General features: G+C 36.8%; 18 protein-coding genes. 14 read left to right on the forward strand and 4 right to left on the reverse strand.

The genetic code is table 11. The features are described from left to right. Nucleotides 1-109 precede the first annotated feature (109 nt). From ychF to rpsR, 4 genes are all read left to right on the forward strand, one after another. A complete protein-coding gene (gene ychF, locus ACOI1D_RS06975) occupies nt 110-1,210 on the forward strand; it encodes a redox-regulated ATPase YchF (protein ID WP_422500350.1) in 1,101 nt (366 codons plus the stop codon). Between the two features lie 132 nt (nt 1,211-1,342). Further along, nucleotides 1,343-1,633 carry a 30S ribosomal protein S6 gene (gene rpsF / locus ACOI1D_RS06980; protein ID WP_422500352.1) on the forward strand — a complete coding sequence of 97 codons (291 nt, stop codon included), beginning with the start codon at nt 1,343-1,345 and terminating at the stop codon, nt 1,631-1,633. A 15-nt stretch (nt 1,634-1,648) separates the two neighbouring features. Continuing rightward, the gene (gene ssb / locus ACOI1D_RS06985) at nt 1,649-2,137 is read left to right on the forward strand and encodes a single-stranded DNA-binding protein (RefSeq protein WP_422500354.1); all 489 of its coding nucleotides are present in this window, start codon (nt 1,649-1,651) and stop codon (nt 2,135-2,137) included. A gap of 20 nt (nt 2,138-2,157) precedes the next feature. Further along, a complete protein-coding gene (gene rpsR, locus ACOI1D_RS06990; RefSeq protein ID WP_422500356.1) occupies nt 2,158-2,388 on the forward strand; it encodes a 30S ribosomal protein S18 in 231 nt (76 codons plus the stop codon). Between the two features lie 195 nt (nt 2,389-2,583). On the opposite strand, the gene ACOI1D_RS06995 is transcribed toward rpsR, so the two are convergent. Genes ACOI1D_RS06995 through ACOI1D_RS07010 form a run of 4 tightly spaced genes read right to left on the reverse strand, consistent with a single transcriptional unit; the run spans nt 2,584 to nt 5,190 of the window. After that, nucleotides 2,584-3,198, reverse strand: coding sequence for a sulfate/molybdate ABC transporter ATP-binding protein (locus ACOI1D_RS06995; protein ID WP_422500358.1), 615 nt, complete (start codon nt 3,196-3,198; stop codon nt 2,584-2,586). 12 nt (nt 3,199-3,210) lie between these two features. Further along, nucleotides 3,211-3,888, reverse strand: a complete 678-nt coding sequence (gene modB, locus ACOI1D_RS07000; protein WP_422500360.1) for a molybdate ABC transporter permease subunit — start codon at nt 3,886-3,888, stop codon at nt 3,211-3,213. 24 nt (nt 3,889-3,912) lie between these two features. Next, nucleotides 3,913-4,683, reverse strand: coding sequence for a molybdate ABC transporter substrate-binding protein (gene modA / locus ACOI1D_RS07005; protein WP_422500362.1), 771 nt, complete (start codon nt 4,681-4,683; stop codon nt 3,913-3,915). Nucleotides 4,684-4,698: 15 nt separating this feature from the next. Continuing rightward, on the reverse strand, nt 4,699-5,190 hold the full coding sequence (locus ACOI1D_RS07010) for a hypothetical protein (RefSeq protein WP_422500364.1): 492 nt from the start codon (nt 5,188-5,190) through the stop codon (nt 4,699-4,701). Nucleotides 5,191-5,436: 246 nt separating this feature from the next. Here ACOI1D_RS07010 and ACOI1D_RS07015 point away from each other — a divergent pair, with 246 nt between their 5' ends. From ACOI1D_RS07015 to ACOI1D_RS07060, 10 genes are all read left to right on the forward strand, one after another. Next, entirely contained in the window at nt 5,437-6,381 is a 945-nt protein-coding gene (locus tag ACOI1D_RS07015) for a YybS family protein (RefSeq protein ID WP_422500366.1), read from the forward strand. 30 nt (nt 6,382-6,411) lie between these two features. Next, nucleotides 6,412-8,385 carry a DHH family phosphoesterase gene (locus ACOI1D_RS07020; RefSeq protein ID WP_422500368.1) on the forward strand — a complete coding sequence of 658 codons (1,974 nt, stop codon included), beginning with the start codon at nt 6,412-6,414 and terminating at the stop codon, nt 8,383-8,385. Then, complete coding sequence (gene rplI, locus ACOI1D_RS07025; protein ID WP_422500370.1) at nt 8,382-8,831, forward strand: 50S ribosomal protein L9; 450 nt, start codon at nt 8,382-8,384, stop codon at nt 8,829-8,831. The genes ACOI1D_RS07020 and rplI overlap by 4 nt, the downstream gene beginning before the upstream one ends. A 66-nt stretch (nt 8,832-8,897) precedes the next feature. Beyond that, nucleotides 8,898-10,265 carry a replicative DNA helicase gene (gene dnaB / locus ACOI1D_RS07030; RefSeq protein WP_422500372.1) on the forward strand — a complete coding sequence of 456 codons (1,368 nt, stop codon included), beginning with the start codon at nt 8,898-8,900 and terminating at the stop codon, nt 10,263-10,265. Between the two features lie 250 nt (nt 10,266-10,515). Continuing rightward, the gene (locus tag ACOI1D_RS07035; protein ID WP_422500374.1) at nt 10,516-11,802 is read left to right on the forward strand and encodes an adenylosuccinate synthase; all 1,287 of its coding nucleotides are present in this window, start codon (nt 10,516-10,518) and stop codon (nt 11,800-11,802) included. 1,104 nt (nt 11,803-12,906) lie between these two features. Further along, nucleotides 12,907-14,358 carry a peptidoglycan DD-metalloendopeptidase family protein gene (locus tag ACOI1D_RS07040; RefSeq protein ID WP_422500376.1) on the forward strand — a complete coding sequence of 484 codons (1,452 nt, stop codon included), beginning with the start codon at nt 12,907-12,909 and terminating at the stop codon, nt 14,356-14,358. Between the two features lie 278 nt (nt 14,359-14,636). Beyond that, nucleotides 14,637-15,341 carry a response regulator YycF gene (gene yycF, locus ACOI1D_RS07045; protein ID WP_422500377.1) on the forward strand — a complete coding sequence of 235 codons (705 nt, stop codon included), beginning with the start codon at nt 14,637-14,639 and terminating at the stop codon, nt 15,339-15,341. Nucleotides 15,342-15,347: 6 nt separating this feature from the next. Then, nucleotides 15,348-17,174: a cell wall metabolism sensor histidine kinase WalK gene (gene walK, locus ACOI1D_RS07050; RefSeq protein WP_422500378.1), complete on the forward strand. Its 1,827-nt coding sequence runs from the start codon at nt 15,348-15,350 to the stop codon at nt 17,172-17,174. Then, entirely contained in the window at nt 17,171-18,481 is a 1,311-nt protein-coding gene (locus tag ACOI1D_RS07055; RefSeq protein ID WP_422500380.1) for a YycH family regulatory protein, read from the forward strand. Before walK ends, ACOI1D_RS07055 begins: the two co-directional genes overlap by 4 nt. Next, nucleotides 18,462-19,391 carry a two-component system regulatory protein YycI gene (locus ACOI1D_RS07060; protein WP_422500382.1) on the forward strand — a complete coding sequence of 310 codons (930 nt, stop codon included), beginning with the start codon at nt 18,462-18,464 and terminating at the stop codon, nt 19,389-19,391. The genes ACOI1D_RS07055 and ACOI1D_RS07060 overlap by 20 nt, the downstream gene beginning before the upstream one ends. Nucleotides 19,392-19,395: the final 4 nt, after the last annotated feature.

Genomic DNA, 19,395 nt, shown 5'->3' on the forward strand with positions numbered 1-19,395 from the left:
TAAAATACGTGTTTTTGCTTTTTCTTTGCTTGTTAAATTCTCTCCTTGTATTATAATTGGGAAGACTAGCACGTTCATATGAATGATATCCTTAAGGAGTGAAAGTTTCATGGCTTTAACAGCAGGAATTGTTGGACTTCCTAACGTGGGTAAATCAACTTTATTTAATGCGATTACTCAGGCAGGGGCAGAATCCGCAAATTACCCGTTTTGCACGATTGATCCGAATGTTGGTATAGTAGAAGTTCCGGATGATCGTTTGAATAAATTAACTGAATTAGTAAAACCGAAAAAAACAATACCAACAGCATTTGAATTTACCGATATTGCAGGTATTGTAAAAGGTGCGAGTAAAGGGGAAGGTCTTGGCAACCAATTTCTTTCTCATATTCGCCAAGTAGATGCTATTTGTCATGTAGTTCGTTGTTTTGTAGATGAAAACATTACACATGTGTCTGGAACAATTGACCCAATTGATGACATCGAGATCATCAATCTGGAACTTATTCTGGCTGATTTAGAATCAGTAACAAAACGAATCCAGCGTGTTGAAAAACTGGTCCGTCAAAAAGATAAAGCAGCGGTAGCAGAATACGATGTTTTAGAAAAGCTTAAGGATGGATTTGAGAACGATCAACCAGCACGTGCATTGGATTTTGATGAAGATCAATGGAAAATTGTAAAACAGCTTCATTTATTAACTAGTAAGCCGTTTCTTTATGTCGCAAATGTATCAGAAGAGGAAATAACAGATCCAGATGCAAATGAATATGTTCAGCGAGTAAAAGAATTTGCTGCAAATGAGAATGCAGAAGTTATTGTGATTTGTGCCAAAATTGAATCTGAAATTGCAGAGCTTGACCAGGATGAAAAAGAGATGTTCTTAGAAGATCTTGGAATAAAGGAATCTGGTTTGGACCAATTAATTAAAGCTGCGTATCAGATGCTTGGCCTGGCAACATATTTCACCGCAGGAGAACAAGAGGTTCGGGCATGGACATTCCAAAAGGGAATTAAAGCACCACAGGCAGCAGGTATAATTCATACCGACTTTGAGCGTGGATTTATTCGTGCAGAGACAGTTTCCTATAATGATTTAGTTGAAGCAGGTGCTATGGCACAGGCAAAAGAAAAAGGAAATGTTCGATTAGAAGGTAAAGAGTATTTGGTAAAAGATGGCGATGTCATCCACTTCCGTTTTAACGTATAACAAAGGATCCCTCGAAAACTTGTATTTTGAATAGTGTTTTGGTATAATACACTATTGTGAGTAATTAACTTTAAATTACTCCTTGCTTCTGTTCCAAACAGAGGCCGCTAAGACCAAAAGGAGGTGTAACGAATGACAAAATACGAGATCATGTATATCATTCGCCCAGACATGGAAGAGGATGCGCTAACCGCACTTAAGGAGCGTTTCCACAAAATTCTAACCGATAATGGGGCGGAGATTGAAAAAGTTGATGAAAAAGGCAAAAAACGCCTTGCATATGAAATCAATGATTACCGTGACGGATATTACGTTGTTGTGAAATTTGCTAGTGATGTAGCTGCAGTTAATGAGTTTGATCGTTTAGCAAAGTTCTCAGATGATATTATTCGCCATATGGCAATTCGAGAAGAAGATCAATAATAAGGGGTGGTTCTGATGTTAAATCGTGTCGTACTTGTTGGCAGATTAACGAAGGATCCTGATTTACGTTATACACCAAGCGGAGTGGCTGTAGCCAATTTTACTTTAGCTGTTAACCGACCTTTTTCCAATCAACAAGGAAACCGTGAAGCGGACTTTATTAATTGTGTTGTATGGCGCAGGCCTGCAGAAAACCTAGCTAACTATATGAAAAAAGGTAGTTTAGTTGGTGTTGATGGACGAGTTCAAACACGTAACTTTGAAGGTCAGGATGGAAAAATGGTTTACATGACAGAGATTGTAGCAGATAGTGTACAATTTTTGGAAACTAAGGGCGCTACACAAGGTAGTGGTCAAGGTTCATCAGGCAATCAACAGAATCGTAATCAGAATCAAGGCCAAAATCAAAACCAAAGTAATCAAGATCAAAACCAAAGTGAAGAGGATCCGTTTAAAAATAACGGTCAACCTATCGATATATCAGATGATGATTTACCATTTTAGAATAAAAAGGAGGGCTTTAGATGGCAGCTCGTCGTGGACGCGCAAAGCGTCGTAAGGTGTGCTATTTCACAGCAAACGGAATTACACACATCGATTACAAAGATGTTGATCTTCTAAGACGTTTTATTTCTGAGCGTGGAAAAATTCTTCCTCGCCGTGTAACTGGAACTTCTGCAAAGTATCAGCGTAAACTTACGAGATCTATTAAACGTGCTCGTACAATGGCTTTATTGCCGTTCGTAACAGAGTAAATTAAAAACCTTACTTCCATAATTTATGGAAATAAGGTTTTTTTGTTTTTTAGCAGGTAAGAAAGTATAAATCCTTTCTTACTGCATAAGTGCAACTAAGGCTATCGCTAAGGGCTTGTCGATAAGCCGAGTTTTTGTAAAAATTATTAATTCTGCAGGTACGAACGAAAGGAAAAGATTACGGATCATCGATAATTATATTGTTCTTCCTTTATCTATTTTCACAATCCGATCTCCAACCTTGTTTGCTTCTTCGAGATCATGTGTCACCATTATAACGGGTATATTCCACGTCTTATGTAAACGGACCAATTCCTCTTGGCAATCCATGCGTGTTTTTTCATCTAATGATGAGAAAGGCTCATCAAGTAACAATGCGCTAGGTTTCATAGCCAAAGCCCTTACAAGTGCTACACGTTGTTTTTCCCCTCCAGATATTTGTCTTGGATAGCTATCCAGTAGAGATCTAATTTGCACAACATCAATTAGTTGCTCAACTAATTCGGTATCAGTCATTCCATAAAGAACGTTTTTTTTAACAGTCATATGGGGAAATAAAGCATAGTCTTGAAATACGTATCCAATATTACGCTTTTGGACTGGTACAGGCTTTAAATTTTCTTGAAAAAGGGTTCTATCATTCAGTTTTATTACTCCCGAATCCGGGTTACTTAATCCCGCAATACAATTTAACAGTGTTGTTTTACCTGAGCCAGAAGGGCCAAATAATACTACGATTTCGTTACCCATATTGATTTCAATATCCACTGCAAATTCTTTTAACCTTTTTATAATAGATACAGTAAACATAGAACTCCTCCATTATTTAATACTAGTAAATTTTAAAATATTACGCGCGCTCCACCAGTTAAGCCAAAGAATAGCACTGAAACCAATGACGAGCATACTGATCACCCAAAAAACAGCTTTATCCGTCTCTCCAGATTCAACAGCAAAATATATTGCAAGCGGAATGGTATCGGTCTTGTTTGGAATATACCCGGCGATCATCAAAGTTGCACCAAACTCCCCTAAAGCTCTCGCAAAAGTAAGCACAAGTCCAGCTAATAGGCCAGGCCATGCTAGCGGAAAGGAGATGGTCCAGAATACCCGCCACTTAGAAGCCCCCATTGTGTATGCAGCGTTTTCAATATTTGGATCATAGGTTTGAAATGCTGCAGACGCACTCTGATACATTAGCGGAAAAGAAACTACCGTTGCAGCGATAACTGCACCCACCCAAGTAAAGACCACCTGAAAATCAAAAAGTTGAAGTAATATGCTGCCAACGGGTCCGTTCTTTCCAAATAAATATAAGAGCCCAAATCCAACGACAGTAGGTGGTAATACCAGTGGCAGTAGTAGGATTGATTCAATTATTCTCTTTCCAGGAAAATGGTTTCTTGCTAACATCCTGGCAAAAAGTATCCCGAATATCAGAACAATACATGTGGCAATGCCTGCTATTTTTAATGAAAGAATTAATGGTGTATAGTTCATAAGACATTGCCCCCTTAAGTTTAATTAATTGCTAAATCCATAATTTCTAAGAATATCCTGGCTTGAATCAGACTGAAGAAATGCTAAGAGATTTTTTGCTGAATCTAAATGTTTACTTGTAGATAGTACTGCTCCAGGATAAACAATTGGTGGATAGAGAGTAGAATCAATACCCTCTAACACCCTTACATTTTTCGCACGATAAAGATCACTTCCATATACAAATCCAATCTCGGCGTTACCTGACTCCACGTATGTCAGCACCTGCCGGACATCTTTCGCATAGACAAATTCAGGTGTGAGCTTGTCCCACATTTTTACATTAGTAAGAGCCTTTTTAGCATAATTGCCAGCAGGGACACTTTTAGGGTTTCCGATTGCAATTTGACCGATAGTAGTTGGTTCTAGGTTCATCAACTTATTCACTTTTATAGTATTTTCCTGCTGAGTAATTAAAACTAGCTTGTTTTGTGCAAAATTTGACCGAGTCTCAGGAATTACTAAGTTATCATCCTCTAAGACATTCATCCAATGTTGATCAGCCGACAAGAAAATATCAACAGGAGCGCCCTGTTGTATTTGTTGAGCCAACTTTCCGGACCCACTAAAATTAAGCACTATATCAACGTTTGGGTGTTCTTCCTCGTAATTGGTACTTATTTTTTCAAGTGCACCCGAAAGGCTTGCGGCAGCAGCAATAAATATTTCCTTTTTATTGCCATCGTTTGTTGACTCGGAATCAGAACAAGCTACTAACAGCGCTAGCAGGAGACATAGTGTTATCAATCGATTCACGACCATTATCCTCCTTTAAATAATTCGCTTTTTTCGTTTCGGATAAACGAAAACTATTTTTAATAAAATAAATAAAGAGTAGATAAAGAATAACCATAACATGCTATCATCGATAGAAAATAACAGTGCAATGGCAGCGTAAATAAGAAATGGGATTGTTGTCGTATACGCGCTCATTTTCCACAATAAAGGGAAAAGCATTTTTCTGTTTAAGCCCTTTGCTACCCAAGAAAAAAAGTAAGCTACCCCAGAAAGAACAACAAATACAATTATTGTCAGAGGGAGATAGTAAAACATAAAGAAGTAAATAAGTAGAAAGAAAACCCCTATTTCTGAGCCTGGGTCATTTGATGCTGTGATTCGATCTAAGAGTGCTGGTACTGCAACGATTGCCATGATAATGAACATATAAACAACTGTTACATCCATTCCAATTCGGTTTAATTGAAACACAGCTTTCTTGTTTGGTAATTTTATGCTGTTTAAAAACGCTTTTAGAAATATCATGGACATCATCCTATAAATTATATTTGCTACTTACCCATTATAGTAAAAATGAACAATAAAGTCGCTGGTTGCGAATGAACAAATGATGGCATTAAGAAAAATTTAACAATAATCAACAATTATTTCCTGGGAAATAACAGATAAAACACTACCTCATCTAACAATTTGAGCCTAAATCGTGTTATCATATTATAATGAGTTCAAATGAATTATGCTTTTTAAGATGTAATGAGGTGCAATAAATAGATGGATAAATCAAAATCACTTACAAACGGGGCACTACTTACAGCAATATACATTGTACTATTGCTAATAGCCTCATTCGTACCAATAATTTCACTTGTTGCAGTATTTTTATTACCGATACCTTTTATTGTTTTCTCGTATAGGTTTGGGTGGAAGCAATCGATAACAATGTTTATAGCATCTGTTATATTGTCATCACTTTTTGCAACTATTTTCTCTATACCAGTGACTATACTAATGGGCTTAGGTGGAATAATGCTCGGGAGTGCCATGCGTAAAAAGCTATCTCCATATGAGACAATGGCAAGAGGGACATTGGGTTTTATAGTCGGCTTATTGTGCTTATTTTCTATTAGTCAGTTTGCTTTCGATGTCAATCTGGTGGAAGAAATAGATCAAATGACTGAGCAATCACTTCAAATGAGTAAAAGCTTTATGGAACAGCTTGGTTTAGGTGGGCAGGAAGATCAATTTGAATTGCTGCAGCAACAAGCAAATATGTTAATGGACTTGATCCCTGTAGGGGTGGTATCCTTAGCAATAATTCTGGCTTTTATTAGTCAATGGTTTGGTTATAAAATAATTAATCGGTTAGATAAGAAACAACTCTCTTTTCCACCTTTTCGGGAATTAAGGATGCCGGTATCACTTGTTTGGGTTTACTTTTTTGCATTAATTTTAACCTTAATCGGATTTGACCCATCGAGCATATTTTATCATGCAGTAAATAATGCATTGGTTCTGGCCGGATTGTTAATGACTGTTCAAGGGTTTTCATTTATCTTTTTCTATGCATTTCAAAAAAATAAGTCGAAAGCTTTGCCGGTGATTTGTGTAATCGTAACATTACTCTTTCCATTTCTTTTACTTTATCTTGTAAGAATCTTAGGTATAATAGACATAGGATTTCGACTACGTGATCGCATTACAAAAGATAATAAATAGAACAGGAATAAGGTGTAGGAGTTGAATTCCATGCAGGATATACAAAACAAGCCAACACTGAGTAGACATTTGTGGATTATCTATATTATATCCGTTATATTGCTCGGTTTTATTTGGTACTTTCACTGGATTATAGGTCTTGTAATGACTGTTGTTTTGTTTGGTTCTTTTTATTACAGTATTCAAACAGAAAAAATGTTAATTAATGAGACGGAAGAATATATATCAACACTTTCTCATCGAGTGCGTAAAGTTGGGGAAGAGGCATTGTTGGAAATGCCAATAGGGATCGTATTATTCAATGAAGAGTACTATATTGAATGGGCAAATCCTTATATGAACCGATTTGCAGAAGATGATACACTGGTCGGGAAGTCATTAAATTTATTGTCAGAACAATTTATCCCAATGATCAAAGAGAATAAAAATGAAATTTGGTTTCAGCTTGAAGGCTATGAATTTCAAACCTCGATTAAAAAAGAGGAACGATTATTGTATCTTTTTGACCGAACAACACAAACAGAAATTCAGCAGCTGTATCATAATGAACAAACGACATTGTCTATAATTTTTTTAGATAACTATGAAGAAATCACTCAAAATATGGACGATACAATTAAAAGCCAGTTGAATTCAAAAGTAACGTCCTTATTAAATAATTGGGCGCATGAAAACGGAATGTACCTAAAACGCACTTCACAGGAACGTTTTGTTGCCGTTGGAACGAAAGAAATACTGCATCAACTGGAAAAGTCAAAGTTCGATATTCTTGATGAAGTTCGAGAGCTAAATGCCGATCAGAATATTCCTGTCACACTTAGTATTGGAATTGGACTTGGAAATGTTGACCTTCCCGCGCTTGGGGAATTAGCGCAATCAAGTCTTGATTTAGCTTTAGGTCGTGGTGGAGATCAAGTAGCAATAAAAGATGATGCAGGTAAGGTACGATTTTACGGTGGGAAAACAAACCCAATGGAAAAACGTACCCGTGTTAGAGCAAGGGTTATATCACACGCCTTAAAACAACTTGTTAAGGAAAGTGATAATGTCATTATTATGGGTCATAAAGCACCTGATATGGATTCTGTTGGGGCTGCAATTGGTATTCTAAACATCGCCAAGGCAAATGGCGTTAACGGCTATATCGTATTTGATCCAGAAGATGTTAGTACCGGTTTATATCGCTTAATTGATGCAATTAAGGAAGAAGAGAGCCTTTGGCAGCACTTCATTGACCCTGAAGAAGCAGAAGACATCATTTCAAACCGTAGTCTCATTGTAGTAGTAGACACGCATAAGCCATCTCTGGTAGCAAGTGAAAAGCTGTTAAATAAAACAGAATACAAAGTGGTTATAGATCACCACCGTCGTGCAGAAGAGTTTATTGAAAATCCTACATTGGTTTATATGGAACCATATGCGTCTTCAACAGCGGAGTTAGTTACTGAGTTACTTGAGTATCAACCTAAAACTTTAAAACTGAGGATGCTTGAAGCAACAGCTCTTTTGGCTGGAATTATCGTCGATACAAAGAGTTTCACATTGCGTACAGGTTCACGAACATTTGATGCAGCCTCCTATTTACGTTCAAAAGGTGCAGATACTATTTTGGTGCAACAGTTTATGAAAGAAGACTTAGATTTGTTTATTAAAAGAAGTAAGCTGATAGAACGTGCTGATGTATACCGTGATAATATTGCTATTTCAGCTGGAAAGCATGGGGAAATATACAGTCCTGTTTTAATTGCACAAGCAGCCGATACACTTCTAACTATGAGCGGAATAAATGCTTCTTTTGTTATCTCTGAACGAAGTGATGGCCAAATTGGAATAAGTGCAAGGTCTTTAGGTGACGTCAACGTTCAAGTTATCATGGAAAAAATGAACGGTGGAGGACATTTAACTAATGCTGCTACACAAATTGAAGATACAACAATAGAGGATGCAGAAGAACTATTAAAAGATATACTTGAGGAATATTTAGAAGGAGGAGACGTCAAATGAAAGTAATTTTTCTAAAAGAAGTAAAAGGTAAAGGTAAAAAAGGTGAAGTTAAAAATGTCTCTGACGGCTATGCCCGCAACTATTTACTGAAAAATAATTTAGCCGTAGAAGCAAACCACGGTAATATAAAAGCTTTAGAAGCAAAACAACAGAAAGAAGAGCAAATTGAACAAAAGGAAAAAGAAGAGGCTATTGACCTAAAAGACCGGATTGCAGAATTAACGGTAGAAATGAAAGCAAAATCAGGTGATGCGGGTCGTTTGTTCGGTTCCATTACTAGTAAGCAAATCGCGGAAAGTCTTGAAAAAGAGCATGGATACAAAATTGACAAGCGGAAAATTGAACTTGACCAGCCGATACGCGCACTTGGCTATACAACTGTACCAGTTAAGTTTACTTCAGAAGTATCCGGGTCTATTAAGGTCCATGTATCTGAACAAAAATAATAGATAAGTTTCTAGGCTTTTTCTTCTTTTATATCAATAAGGTGTGAGCCTAGAGGGGGAATAAATATGAGTGACACGTGGAATGACCGTACACCACCACATAATATAGAGGCAGAGCAGGCTGTTATTGGAGCAATTTTTCTAGAGCCTGAAGCATTTTCAAGTGCATCTGAATTGTTATTGCCAGAGGATTTCTATCGAGCTAGCCATCAGCGAATCTATGAAACAATGATTAAGCTTTCCGATAAAGGGGAGCCAATTGATTTAGTAACTGTTACTACCTCATTATCTAATGCTAAAACTCTAGACGAGGTAGGAGGAGTCTCTTATTTAACCGATATAGCTGGGAGTGTACCGACTGCAGCAAATATTAGTTATTATAGTAAAATTGTAGAAGAAAAATCAGTGTTGCGTCGGTTGATCCGTACCGCTACAGACATTGTAACTACAAGTTTTTCTAAGGAAGACGAGATAGAGGACGTTCTAAATGAAGCAGAAAAAAACATTCTGGAAGTTTCTCATCGGAAAAACTCTGGAGCGTTTCAAGCCATTAAAGATGTACTAATTGATGTGTATGATAATATTGAAAATCTGCACCATCAAAGTTCAGATTTAACTGGTGTGCCTTCAGGTTTCCGTGACTTAGACCGGATCACTTCTGGTTTTCAACAAAATGACTTAATTATTATTGCCGCACGACCTTCAGTTGGTAAAACTGCATTTGCCCTAAATATTGCACAAAACGTTGCAATTAATACGGACGAGAACGTGGCAATTTTTAGTCTTGAGATGGGTGCAGATCAGCTTGTTTCCAGGATGCTTTGTGCTGAGGGTAATATTGATGCACAACGGCTTCGTACGGGAAACTTGGAGGCTGAAGACTGGAGCAAGCTCACTATGGCAATGGGTAGTCTTTCAAATGCAGGTATCTATATTGATGACTCACCAGGTATTCGTGTAAGTGAGATTAGATCGAAGTGTCGCCGCTTAAAGCAAGAGCATGGACTTGGCATGATCGTAATCGACTACCTGCAACTAATTCAAGGTAGTGCAAACTCAAAAGATAATAGACAGCAAGAGGTATCGGAAATATCTCGTTCTTTAAAAGGACTAGCCCGTGAATTAAATGTTCCTTTGATTGCATTATCACAGCTATCCCGTGGAGTAGAGCAACGTCAGGATAAGCGTCCGATGATGTCCGACTTACGTGAGTCTGGAAGTATTGAGCAAGATGCCGATATAGTTGGATTCTTGTACCGAGATGATTACTATGACGCAGAATCAGAAAAACAAAACATTATTGAAATCATTATCTCAAAACAACGTAACGGCCCGGTTGGAAATGTTGAATTAGCCTTTGTTAAAGAATACAATAAATTCGTTGATCTGGATCATCGATACAGTGAAAGTGATGTTCCACCGGTACCGGTATAATCTTAGTAAAAGTGTGTCTCCTAGTGAGATGCACTTTTTTGATTGGGAGAGTTACGATGCCCGGTACCAACGAGCAAAGTAGCGGCCGATAAAACCAAGCAATAAAAATAAATAGTACACATATTTTACCGAACGTTATTAGATTAAAAAATATTTATTGTTCGCTTTTAGATTGACTTAACTATTTTAAATTGATAAAATTGGTATGTTAATTACTAAAATACAAATGATTATACAGTGGAGGTGCACTATGTCCTCAGTAGTAGTAGTTGGAACACAATGGGGCGACGAGGGAAAAGGTAAGATTACGGACTTTCTTTCTCAGAATGCAGAGGTAGTTGCAAGATACCAGGGTGGTAATAATGCAGGGCATACAATAAAGTTTGACGGGATAACGTATAAATTACATTTAATCCCATCTGGAATATTTTTTTCAGATAAAATCTGTGTGTTAGGAAACGGAATGGTTATAGACCCGAAAGCATTTGTTGAGGAGCTTGCATATCTTCATGAAAGAAATGTTGCAACAGATAACTTACGAATCAGTAACCGAGCACATGTTATTTTACCGTATCATTTAAAGTTGGATATCCTTCAAGAAGAGGAGAAGGGTATTAATAAAATTGGAACTACGAAAAAAGGAATCGGTCCAGCATACATGGATAAAGCAGCTAGGGTAGGTATCCGAATAGCAGATCTATTGGACAAAGAAACTTTCCGGGCAAAAGTAGAGCAGAATGTAAAAGAAAAAAATCGTTTATTTGAAAAAGTTTACGAGGTTGAACCAGTAAAGGTAGATGAAATTGTTGAAGAGTATTATGAATACGGACAACAACTTGCCAAGTATGTTGCAGATACTTCCGTTGTTTTAAACGATGCGCTTGATGATGGGCGCCGTGTGCTATTTGAAGGTGCACAGGGTGTAATGCTTGATATAGATCAGGGTACATATCCTTATGTAACTTCTTCTAATCCTATTGCAGGTGGAGTCACGATTGGATCAGGTGTTGGACCAACAAAAATAAATCATGTTGTTGGTGTATCGAAAGCATATACAACCCGTGTGGGTGACGGCCCATTTCCTACTGAGCTTCATGATGAAATTGGTAATCAGATACGGGAGGTAGGCCGTGAGTACGGAACTACAACTGGAAGACCACGCCGTGTAGGTTGGTTCGATAGTGTGGTTGTGAGACATGCCAAACGAGTGAGTGGAATTACAGACTTATCTCTCAATTCCCTGGATGTATTAACAGGAATTGAAACATTGAAGATATGTGTGTCTTACAATTACAAAGGGAAGGTAATGAACGAATTTCCAGCAAGCTTGTCTGTTTTAGCTGACTGTGAACCTGTTTATGAAGAAATGCCGGGCTGGACAGAGGATATTACGGGTGTGAAAAGTTTACACGATCTACCAAAGAATGCGCGTCACTATCTCGAGCGTATATCACAATTGACAGAAATACCTTTATCAATATTTTCAGTAGGACCAGATAGAACACAAACAAACGTAGTTCGAAGCGTTTATAGCTAAAAATAGTTACTGTACCAATTTTTATTAATAGAAAAGGATAACTTAGACCCTACTTTTAAAAGAGGTTAAGTTATCCTTTTTATTTGCAGGTAAGAAAGTATAAATCCTTTCTTACTGCATAAGTGCAACTAAGGCTTTCGCCATTAAGGCCTGGCGATAAGCCAAGTTTTCTAATAGCTCTTCTTAAAAGATTGTTGTTTGACACAAAATCTATAGACTGCGACGTAGTGAAAACTTATTCGTCGCGGTTTCGGCAGAATACTTCGCTTTCCGCGGGCACGGCCTCAGACTCCTCAGAAGCAAAGAACGCTTCTTCTGGGGTCTTCGGACTCGTGCTGTTCCCGCAGGAGTATTCGTATTCTGCCTTCACTAAGATAGAAATCTACTCATTAATTCTGTGTTTTTTTCGGGATTCTTCTCCCTTGAACAGAAACCTATCTAAGCGGAGGGAAAATGCGAGACTCCAGTGGGAAGGAACAGTCTGAAGACCCCGCAGTGAGCGATAGATGACGCGTGCCGACTAAGACCGTCCTTTGCGGACAACATCGGCATACCCCTTCCCGGGGCAAGGAGGCTGAAGCGTTCCCCATGGAAAGCGAGTGTTTTTCCGAAGCGCTGGATCAGCACCAATTTAGTAAAGGTTTGCAAGGAAATAAATACAGCAGTTACGTCGCATTTTATATCAACTATGAAAATAACAAACACTACAACACAACAATATTAAATTGACAAATATGTTTAACTTTCATAAAAAAAGGAAAGTTTGGTAGAAAAGAACCACCTTAAACACCAAATTGTTGTTCAACTTTCCTATAATTCATCTGAAAAGCAGTTAATTTCTGCGTATCAGACTCAAATTCCTAGGTTTGATTGTAATAATAATGAAATATTAGCGAGATAATAGTAAACAAAATGAGTAAATTTACCATATAAGTGTAATTTAATAAACTATAAATGTAAAAAATTGTAAGTTATTATACATTTATATTACAGTTCAGAATATCCTGTTACTAATCTACTAATATATGATAGATTTAGATAGGACATATTGGGAATCTACCTAAATTTATTAGAACTGATAGATAGTTCAGGGGGAACATTATCGTGTTAGATCAAAAGCAAACGATTTCAGAATTAAAATTTTATAAAAAAATAGCATTTATATTATGTCTAGCGGTTAGTTTAATGCTCTTCACAACCAATGTCACTGCTGCATCAAATGAACTAGAAACCGTGTACCACGTATACTTGGATGGTAAGCACGTTGGAAAAGTGGACAATGATTCTTTAGTAAAGGAATACATAAATAAAACCATCAATTCTGGTAAAGAAAAGTATCCAAAATATACAATTAAAACAAATAAAAGTGTAACAATTATACCTGAAAAGGTGTTTAATCCTACATACAATAATGAAAATGTAATAGCTGCATTAAAAGAAGAACTATCCATCGTAGCTGAGGCGGTTGAGCTCGAAATCGCCGGCAAAATGGTAGGTTATTTTAGCGATGAAGAAACTGTTCAACAAATCCTTAATTCATATAAAGCCAAGTTTGTGGGACAGGATATACTTAATAAATTGGAACTAAAAGATAAACCTAATGGAAGTGGCCCACAAAGTGTAACTGAGTTAGATTCCACCGGGGATGACACAACAATTTTGGAAGTAAAACTATCTGCGGCTGTTAAAACAAAGGCTGAGAGAGTTATACCTCAAGACATATTAACTGCTGAACAAGGGGTTAATATGCTTGAAAAAGGAACATTGGAAGATCGGAAGCACAAAGTAGTAAAAGGTGAAGTACTTGAGTCGATTTCCAGTAATTATGAGTTATCTACTGATGATATTTTAAAATTAAATCCATCCCTAACAAAGGAATCTATTTTACATATTGGAGATGAATTGAACGTAACAGAATATGCTCCTTTTGTAAGTGTAATTGTTAAAAAAGAAGATGTACGTAAGGAAACAATTAAACACGAAACAGAAATTATCGAATCAGATGAACTTTACAAAGGTGAGACAAAAGTAAAGCAAGAGGGTGCAGATGGAAAAAAATCAGTTCGCTATGCTTTTGAATTTACCAATGGGACTCAAACAAAGAAAAAAGTTATAGAGGAAACGATTACGTTAGAGCCAAGGAAAAAGATTGTTATTAAAGGAACTAAAGTCATCTCGTCGCGCGGGACAGGAAACCTCCATTGGCCTACTATTGGTGGGTACGTATCAAGCAACGTAGGAATGCGTTGGGGTCGTATGCATAAAGGAATTGATATTGCTAGACCAAGTAACCGGGCTATTCTAGCGGCTGATAACGGTGTGGTCGTTGCCGCTGGTCGTAAAGGTGGATTTGGTAATAGGGTTATAATTAACCATAACAATGGGATGAAAACAATTTATGCCCATCTCTCTTCAATTGGGGTGCGTGTAGGTCAAGTCGTAGAAGGTGGCAGTAAGATTGGCGTTATGGGAGCTACAGGAAACGTAACGGGCGTTCACTTGCACTTTGAAATTCATGTAAACGGCGCGTTAAAACGTCCATCCAGATACTATTAAATAAAGAGAAGGTTGACTTGTATGTTGAGTCAGCCTTTTTTGTACTATAATAAAACATAAGTTTTTAGTTCATTGCAGTATAAAGTGGAACTAAGATTTAATCATTAAGGATTGGGAGACAAGGCAAGTTTTCTAATAATAAAAAGATCTTTTCCTGATATTAAAAGCTTATTACCCCCATTTTATTTAGTAATTTCATCCTACCTGAGTTTGGGAAGAGTTTTAGTTCGATGTATGGTAAAATAGAAGTAAGAATGTCATAAAAGGATGTGGCTAATGTGAGTCAGAAAATACTAGTTGTAGATGATGAGCAACCAATTGCAGATATATTAAAATTCAACTTAGAAAAAGAAGGATATACAGTAGTTTGCGCTTATGATGGAGATGAAGCTATCGAGCTTGCAGAGCAGGAAAAGCCAGACTTAGTGTTATTAGATATTATGTTGCCAAATAAAGATGGAAATGAAGTATGTCGTGAAATTCGAAAGACGCAGTCAATGCCAATTATTATGTTAACCGCCAAGGACTCTGAAATTGATAAAGTGCTCGGGCTTGAGCTTGGAGCAGATGACTATGTGACGAAGCCTTTTAGTAATCGTGAGCTTATTGCAAGAGTTAAGGCTAATTTACGCCGTTTGCAGGTAGTTCCAGATGATTCAGTTAAAACCACAAAAGATATTGTTGTTGGTAGATTGGTCATTCATCCAGATGCCTATGCTGTAACTCGTGATGGAGACCAAGTGGAACTAACACATCGTGAATTTGAACTGCTTCATTACCTTTCCAGACATATAGGTCAAGTTATGACACGTGAACATTTACTTGAGACTGTATGGGGATATGATTATTTTGGTGATGTTAGAACCGTGGATGTTACAGTACGTCGTTTACGTGAAAAAATTGAAGAAACGCCAAGCAACCCAAATTGGATTGTTACACGCCGAGGTGTTGGGTATTATTTACGAAATCCTGAACAGGATTAATTATTTATGAAGAAAGTAGGATTTTTTCGGTCCATACAATTAAAGTTCATCATAATTTTTATATTGCTGCTTCTGGTCGCGATCCAAGTAATTGGGTCTTATTTTGTAGGAAATTTAGAGGAAAACTTAAAGGAAAACTTTAAGGACTCAGTTAATGATCGGATTGACTATCTTAGTCTTAATTTGGAACAGGCTTTTCAAAAAGAGCGGGTAGAAGGTGAAGGTCCTACACTTGAGAGTGAGGTACAAAAGATCGTAGGTGATGTTGATCCGCGTGATGTTACTAGCTTACAGGTAGTTAACATTCAAGGTCGTGTGTTAGGGACGAATGATATTAAAATCATGAAAAACATAGGGAAGAAAACCAGTGAGTCAATGATCCAAAACGTGTTAAGATTTGGGGTTTCACAACCTAAAGAATCCTTGGACTCTAATGGCAATAGGGTATATGCAAGGACCTCAGCACTTAAAGATGATAATGGTGATATGGTTGGTGCAATCTACGTCAAGGCATCGATGGAGAGTGTTTACACTCAGTTGAGAAATATCAATGCGATATTTCTTAAAGGTTCAATACTTGCAATTACCGTCTCGGCTTTAATAGGTGTCTTAATTGCCAGAACCATTACAAAACCAATTAAAGAAATGCGACGGCAGGCCAAGACTATGGCAAAAGGTGACTTTTCACAGAAAGTAAATGTTTATAGTTCAGATGAAATAGGTAATCTCGCGGAAACATTTAATGATTTGAATGATAGATTAAGGTACTCCCAAGCAACTACTGAGGAAGAGCGAAGAAAACTTAGTTCGGTTTTATCCAATATGTCAGATGGTGTGATTGCCACGGACCATAAGGGTGCCGTAACTTTGATGAACGACGCAGCTGCTGTTTTGATTGAAAAGGACCCAGATGATGTAAGAGGTGCTTTATTGCTTGATCTCCTGCACCTAAGTGACAAGGTAAGAGATATTTCTGAGCTTCAGGACATAGGTTCTATGATTATCGATTTTAGTGAAGAAGAAGAAGTTTTTCTTATACGGGCAAATTTCTCTGTTATATCAGACGAAGAAGAAGAGGTTATTGGATTCATTACTGTAATAAGTGACGTAACCGAGCAGGAAAAGGCAGAACAGGAACGGCGTGAATTTGTTTCAAATGTGTCACATGAATTAAGAACGCCATTAACAACTATGCGTAGTTATATTGAAGCACTAACTGACGGGGCTTGGGAAGACAAGGAAATTGCACCTAAGTTCCTGGGCGTTACACAAAATGAAACAGAGCGAATGATTCGAATGGTAAATGATCTCCTGCAACTTTCAAAAATGGATCATAAAGATTATGGATTGCATAAAGAGAGAACCGATTTCATTCCATATTTCCATCGGATTATTGACCGTTTTGACATGAATGTTGCAGAAAAATTGAAACTAAAAAGAGATTTACCAAATGGGCAACACTATGTTTATTTAGATAAAGATAAGATGACACAGGTACTAGATAATATTATATCAAATGCTATTAAATACTCTCCAGATGGAGGAGTAATTCGTTTTAAAGTGGAGAAACAAAAGTATCAATTGTTGATCAGTATTCAAGACGTTGGTCCGGGGATTGCTTATGAAAAACTTGATAAAATCTTTGAAAGATTTTACCGTGCTGATAAAGCAAGAAACCGTAAATTGGGTGGTACTGGTTTAGGTCTTGCCATCGCGAAGGAATTAGTAGAAGCACATCATGGAAAAATATGGGCTAAAAGTAAAGAAGGTAAAGGGACTACTATTCTCTTTACACTTCCGCTAATGAATCAGAAGCGGAGGAATTTATCATGAAAGTAGAATTAGTTAAATCAATATTATTGATTGTTATGGTAGTAATAAGCCTGTTACTGACATTTGGTTTGTGGACTTTTCAAACAAATAAGGATGATTATCAAGGTCAGAACTTTCAAGAGAGTGTAGATATTGGTGGTCAAGAAGTAAACATCACAAAGCCAGAAGTTATAAAGCCAAGTTCAATCATTTTTCACACGAATGACAATCATTATGGTTTATCAGAACCAGAAGATTTACAAAATCTATATGAGGATATAAAGTCATGGTCGTTATATGACTTCCAAGTAACACAAGAAAATATGAAATTGGTTGAGGGCAAGGAAGTGGAAATTGTTTTTCCGGCCGCTTTCCCGATGGAACTATTATCTAATATGTTTAATTTCGAGGAGGTCAAATCACTGACCTTCCCTGTCTGGTCTTTCAATCGAGTCGTTATTTCTTTTAATCAAAACTCAATTCTTAAGTTACACTTTTTATCAGAGGACGGAGCGGATCAAGCAACGGCAATTGTAAAAAACCCAGGCAAATACGAGAAATTATTATCTTATTTCACAAATAAAGATAGATTGTTTGAATATGTGCTTTTTGATAAAGGAAAACAGCCAATTTATATTCCGTTAAATGAAGTTTCTTTGAATAAACGGCAATTTACAGTTACTACTATTGAACCAATTAAGATGGTTGAAGTTTTGTTTCCAGAAACTGCTTTGTTCAGTAAGTCAGATAATTATTATAATGATGGAATACGAGGTATGAATGTTTTAAATAATGGTCAGTCTATTTCGTTTTTAAATTCGGCATTTGTCGAATATGAGCGTATGAAAGCCAGTGAAATTTTAAGCTTTAGTCTGAAGAATATTAATGATCACAAAGGTTGGACAGACACATACCGCTTGGTGAATATTGACCAACGAGATAATTTAATTCGGTACCGAATGTATTATGAAGGATACCCTACTTTTAGTAATATAAATGCATCCATTATTGAACAACAATGGCGAAAGAATGGTGATTTATACGAATATTATCGTCCATTAATAAACTTGAAAAGCGTGCTTGACAGTGAGGTGAAAACACTGCGATCTGGGGCAGAGGTTATTGCTTATTTGGAACGTTCAGTTTCAGATGAAAAGGATTTTAAGGCAATACAAAACATTAAACTAGGTTTTCAGTATACTTACAATGAAATTTCATCATATGCGGTTTTAGAACCAGCCTGGTTTCTTAATATAAATGGCGTATGGCAACCAATCGATTTTGAAACGAAGAAAGGGGGAGCATTGGATGCAATGGAGTCAAATTAAAACACTATTTATCCTTTGCTTTTTCGTTCTTAATGTATTTTTACTCGTTCAGTTTGTAAATAAGCAAAACAAAGAAGATTTAGATGAGTTAAAAGACCAGCAAGAAGCAACGATTGAAGAAAACCTTAAATCAGAAAATATCAAAATACGACCAGAGAAGCTTCCTGAAGCTAAAGAAGGTTCTTATATAAAGGTTGTACAACAACAATTTAGTGAAGAAGATATTAGTATGATAAAGGGAATTAAAAAACAAACGACGGCTGTAATCAATAATGATTTTATAATATCGAAGTTAAATGAGCCTTTTCCAATTAATCAGGATGCATCGAATGATGAAATAGTCGGGTTGGTAAAAAAAGAATTGGAAATTATCTCACAAGAAAGTTATGTTTTTTGGAATTGGAACGAAGAGATGAATGTATTGGTCTTTTTCCAGGAGAAGAAAGCTCGTCCAATCTACTTCAACCAAAATGGTATGCTCCTCGTATTCTTAAATGAAAAAAATGAAATAAGTTTTTATACACAATCATTATTAGGCGAGGTCGTAGATAAAAAAGAACAAGTACCATTAGTAAAACCATTAACAGCTATTAATGTCTTGTATCAAAAAAACTCCTTAATTTCAGGTGAAGAAGTTACAGCTATTGATATAGGTTTTTACACAAGATTAGCTGATCCAGACGGGCCGCAGGTTTTTGCACCTACATGGAAGGTATCTGTTGATGGCGAACGAAGCTATTTTGTTAATGCGATTGAAGGATATATATTTTTAAACAATGATATGGAATTTTTAACCAATTCTATTAAGGCTATTATTGAGAAAGTGGATAGGATTGAAAATGATTCGGTTTTAAAGAATTATCTTGTAAACATGTTAAAGAAACGATTAGAGCCAACGAAATCGGAGTGAATGT

Origin of the sequence: Virgibacillus sp. DJP39 (assembly GCF_049310925.1) — a bacterium.
In the GTDB taxonomy this organism is placed as follows: domain Bacteria; phylum Bacillota; class Bacilli; order Bacillales; family Amphibacillaceae; genus Virgibacillus_F.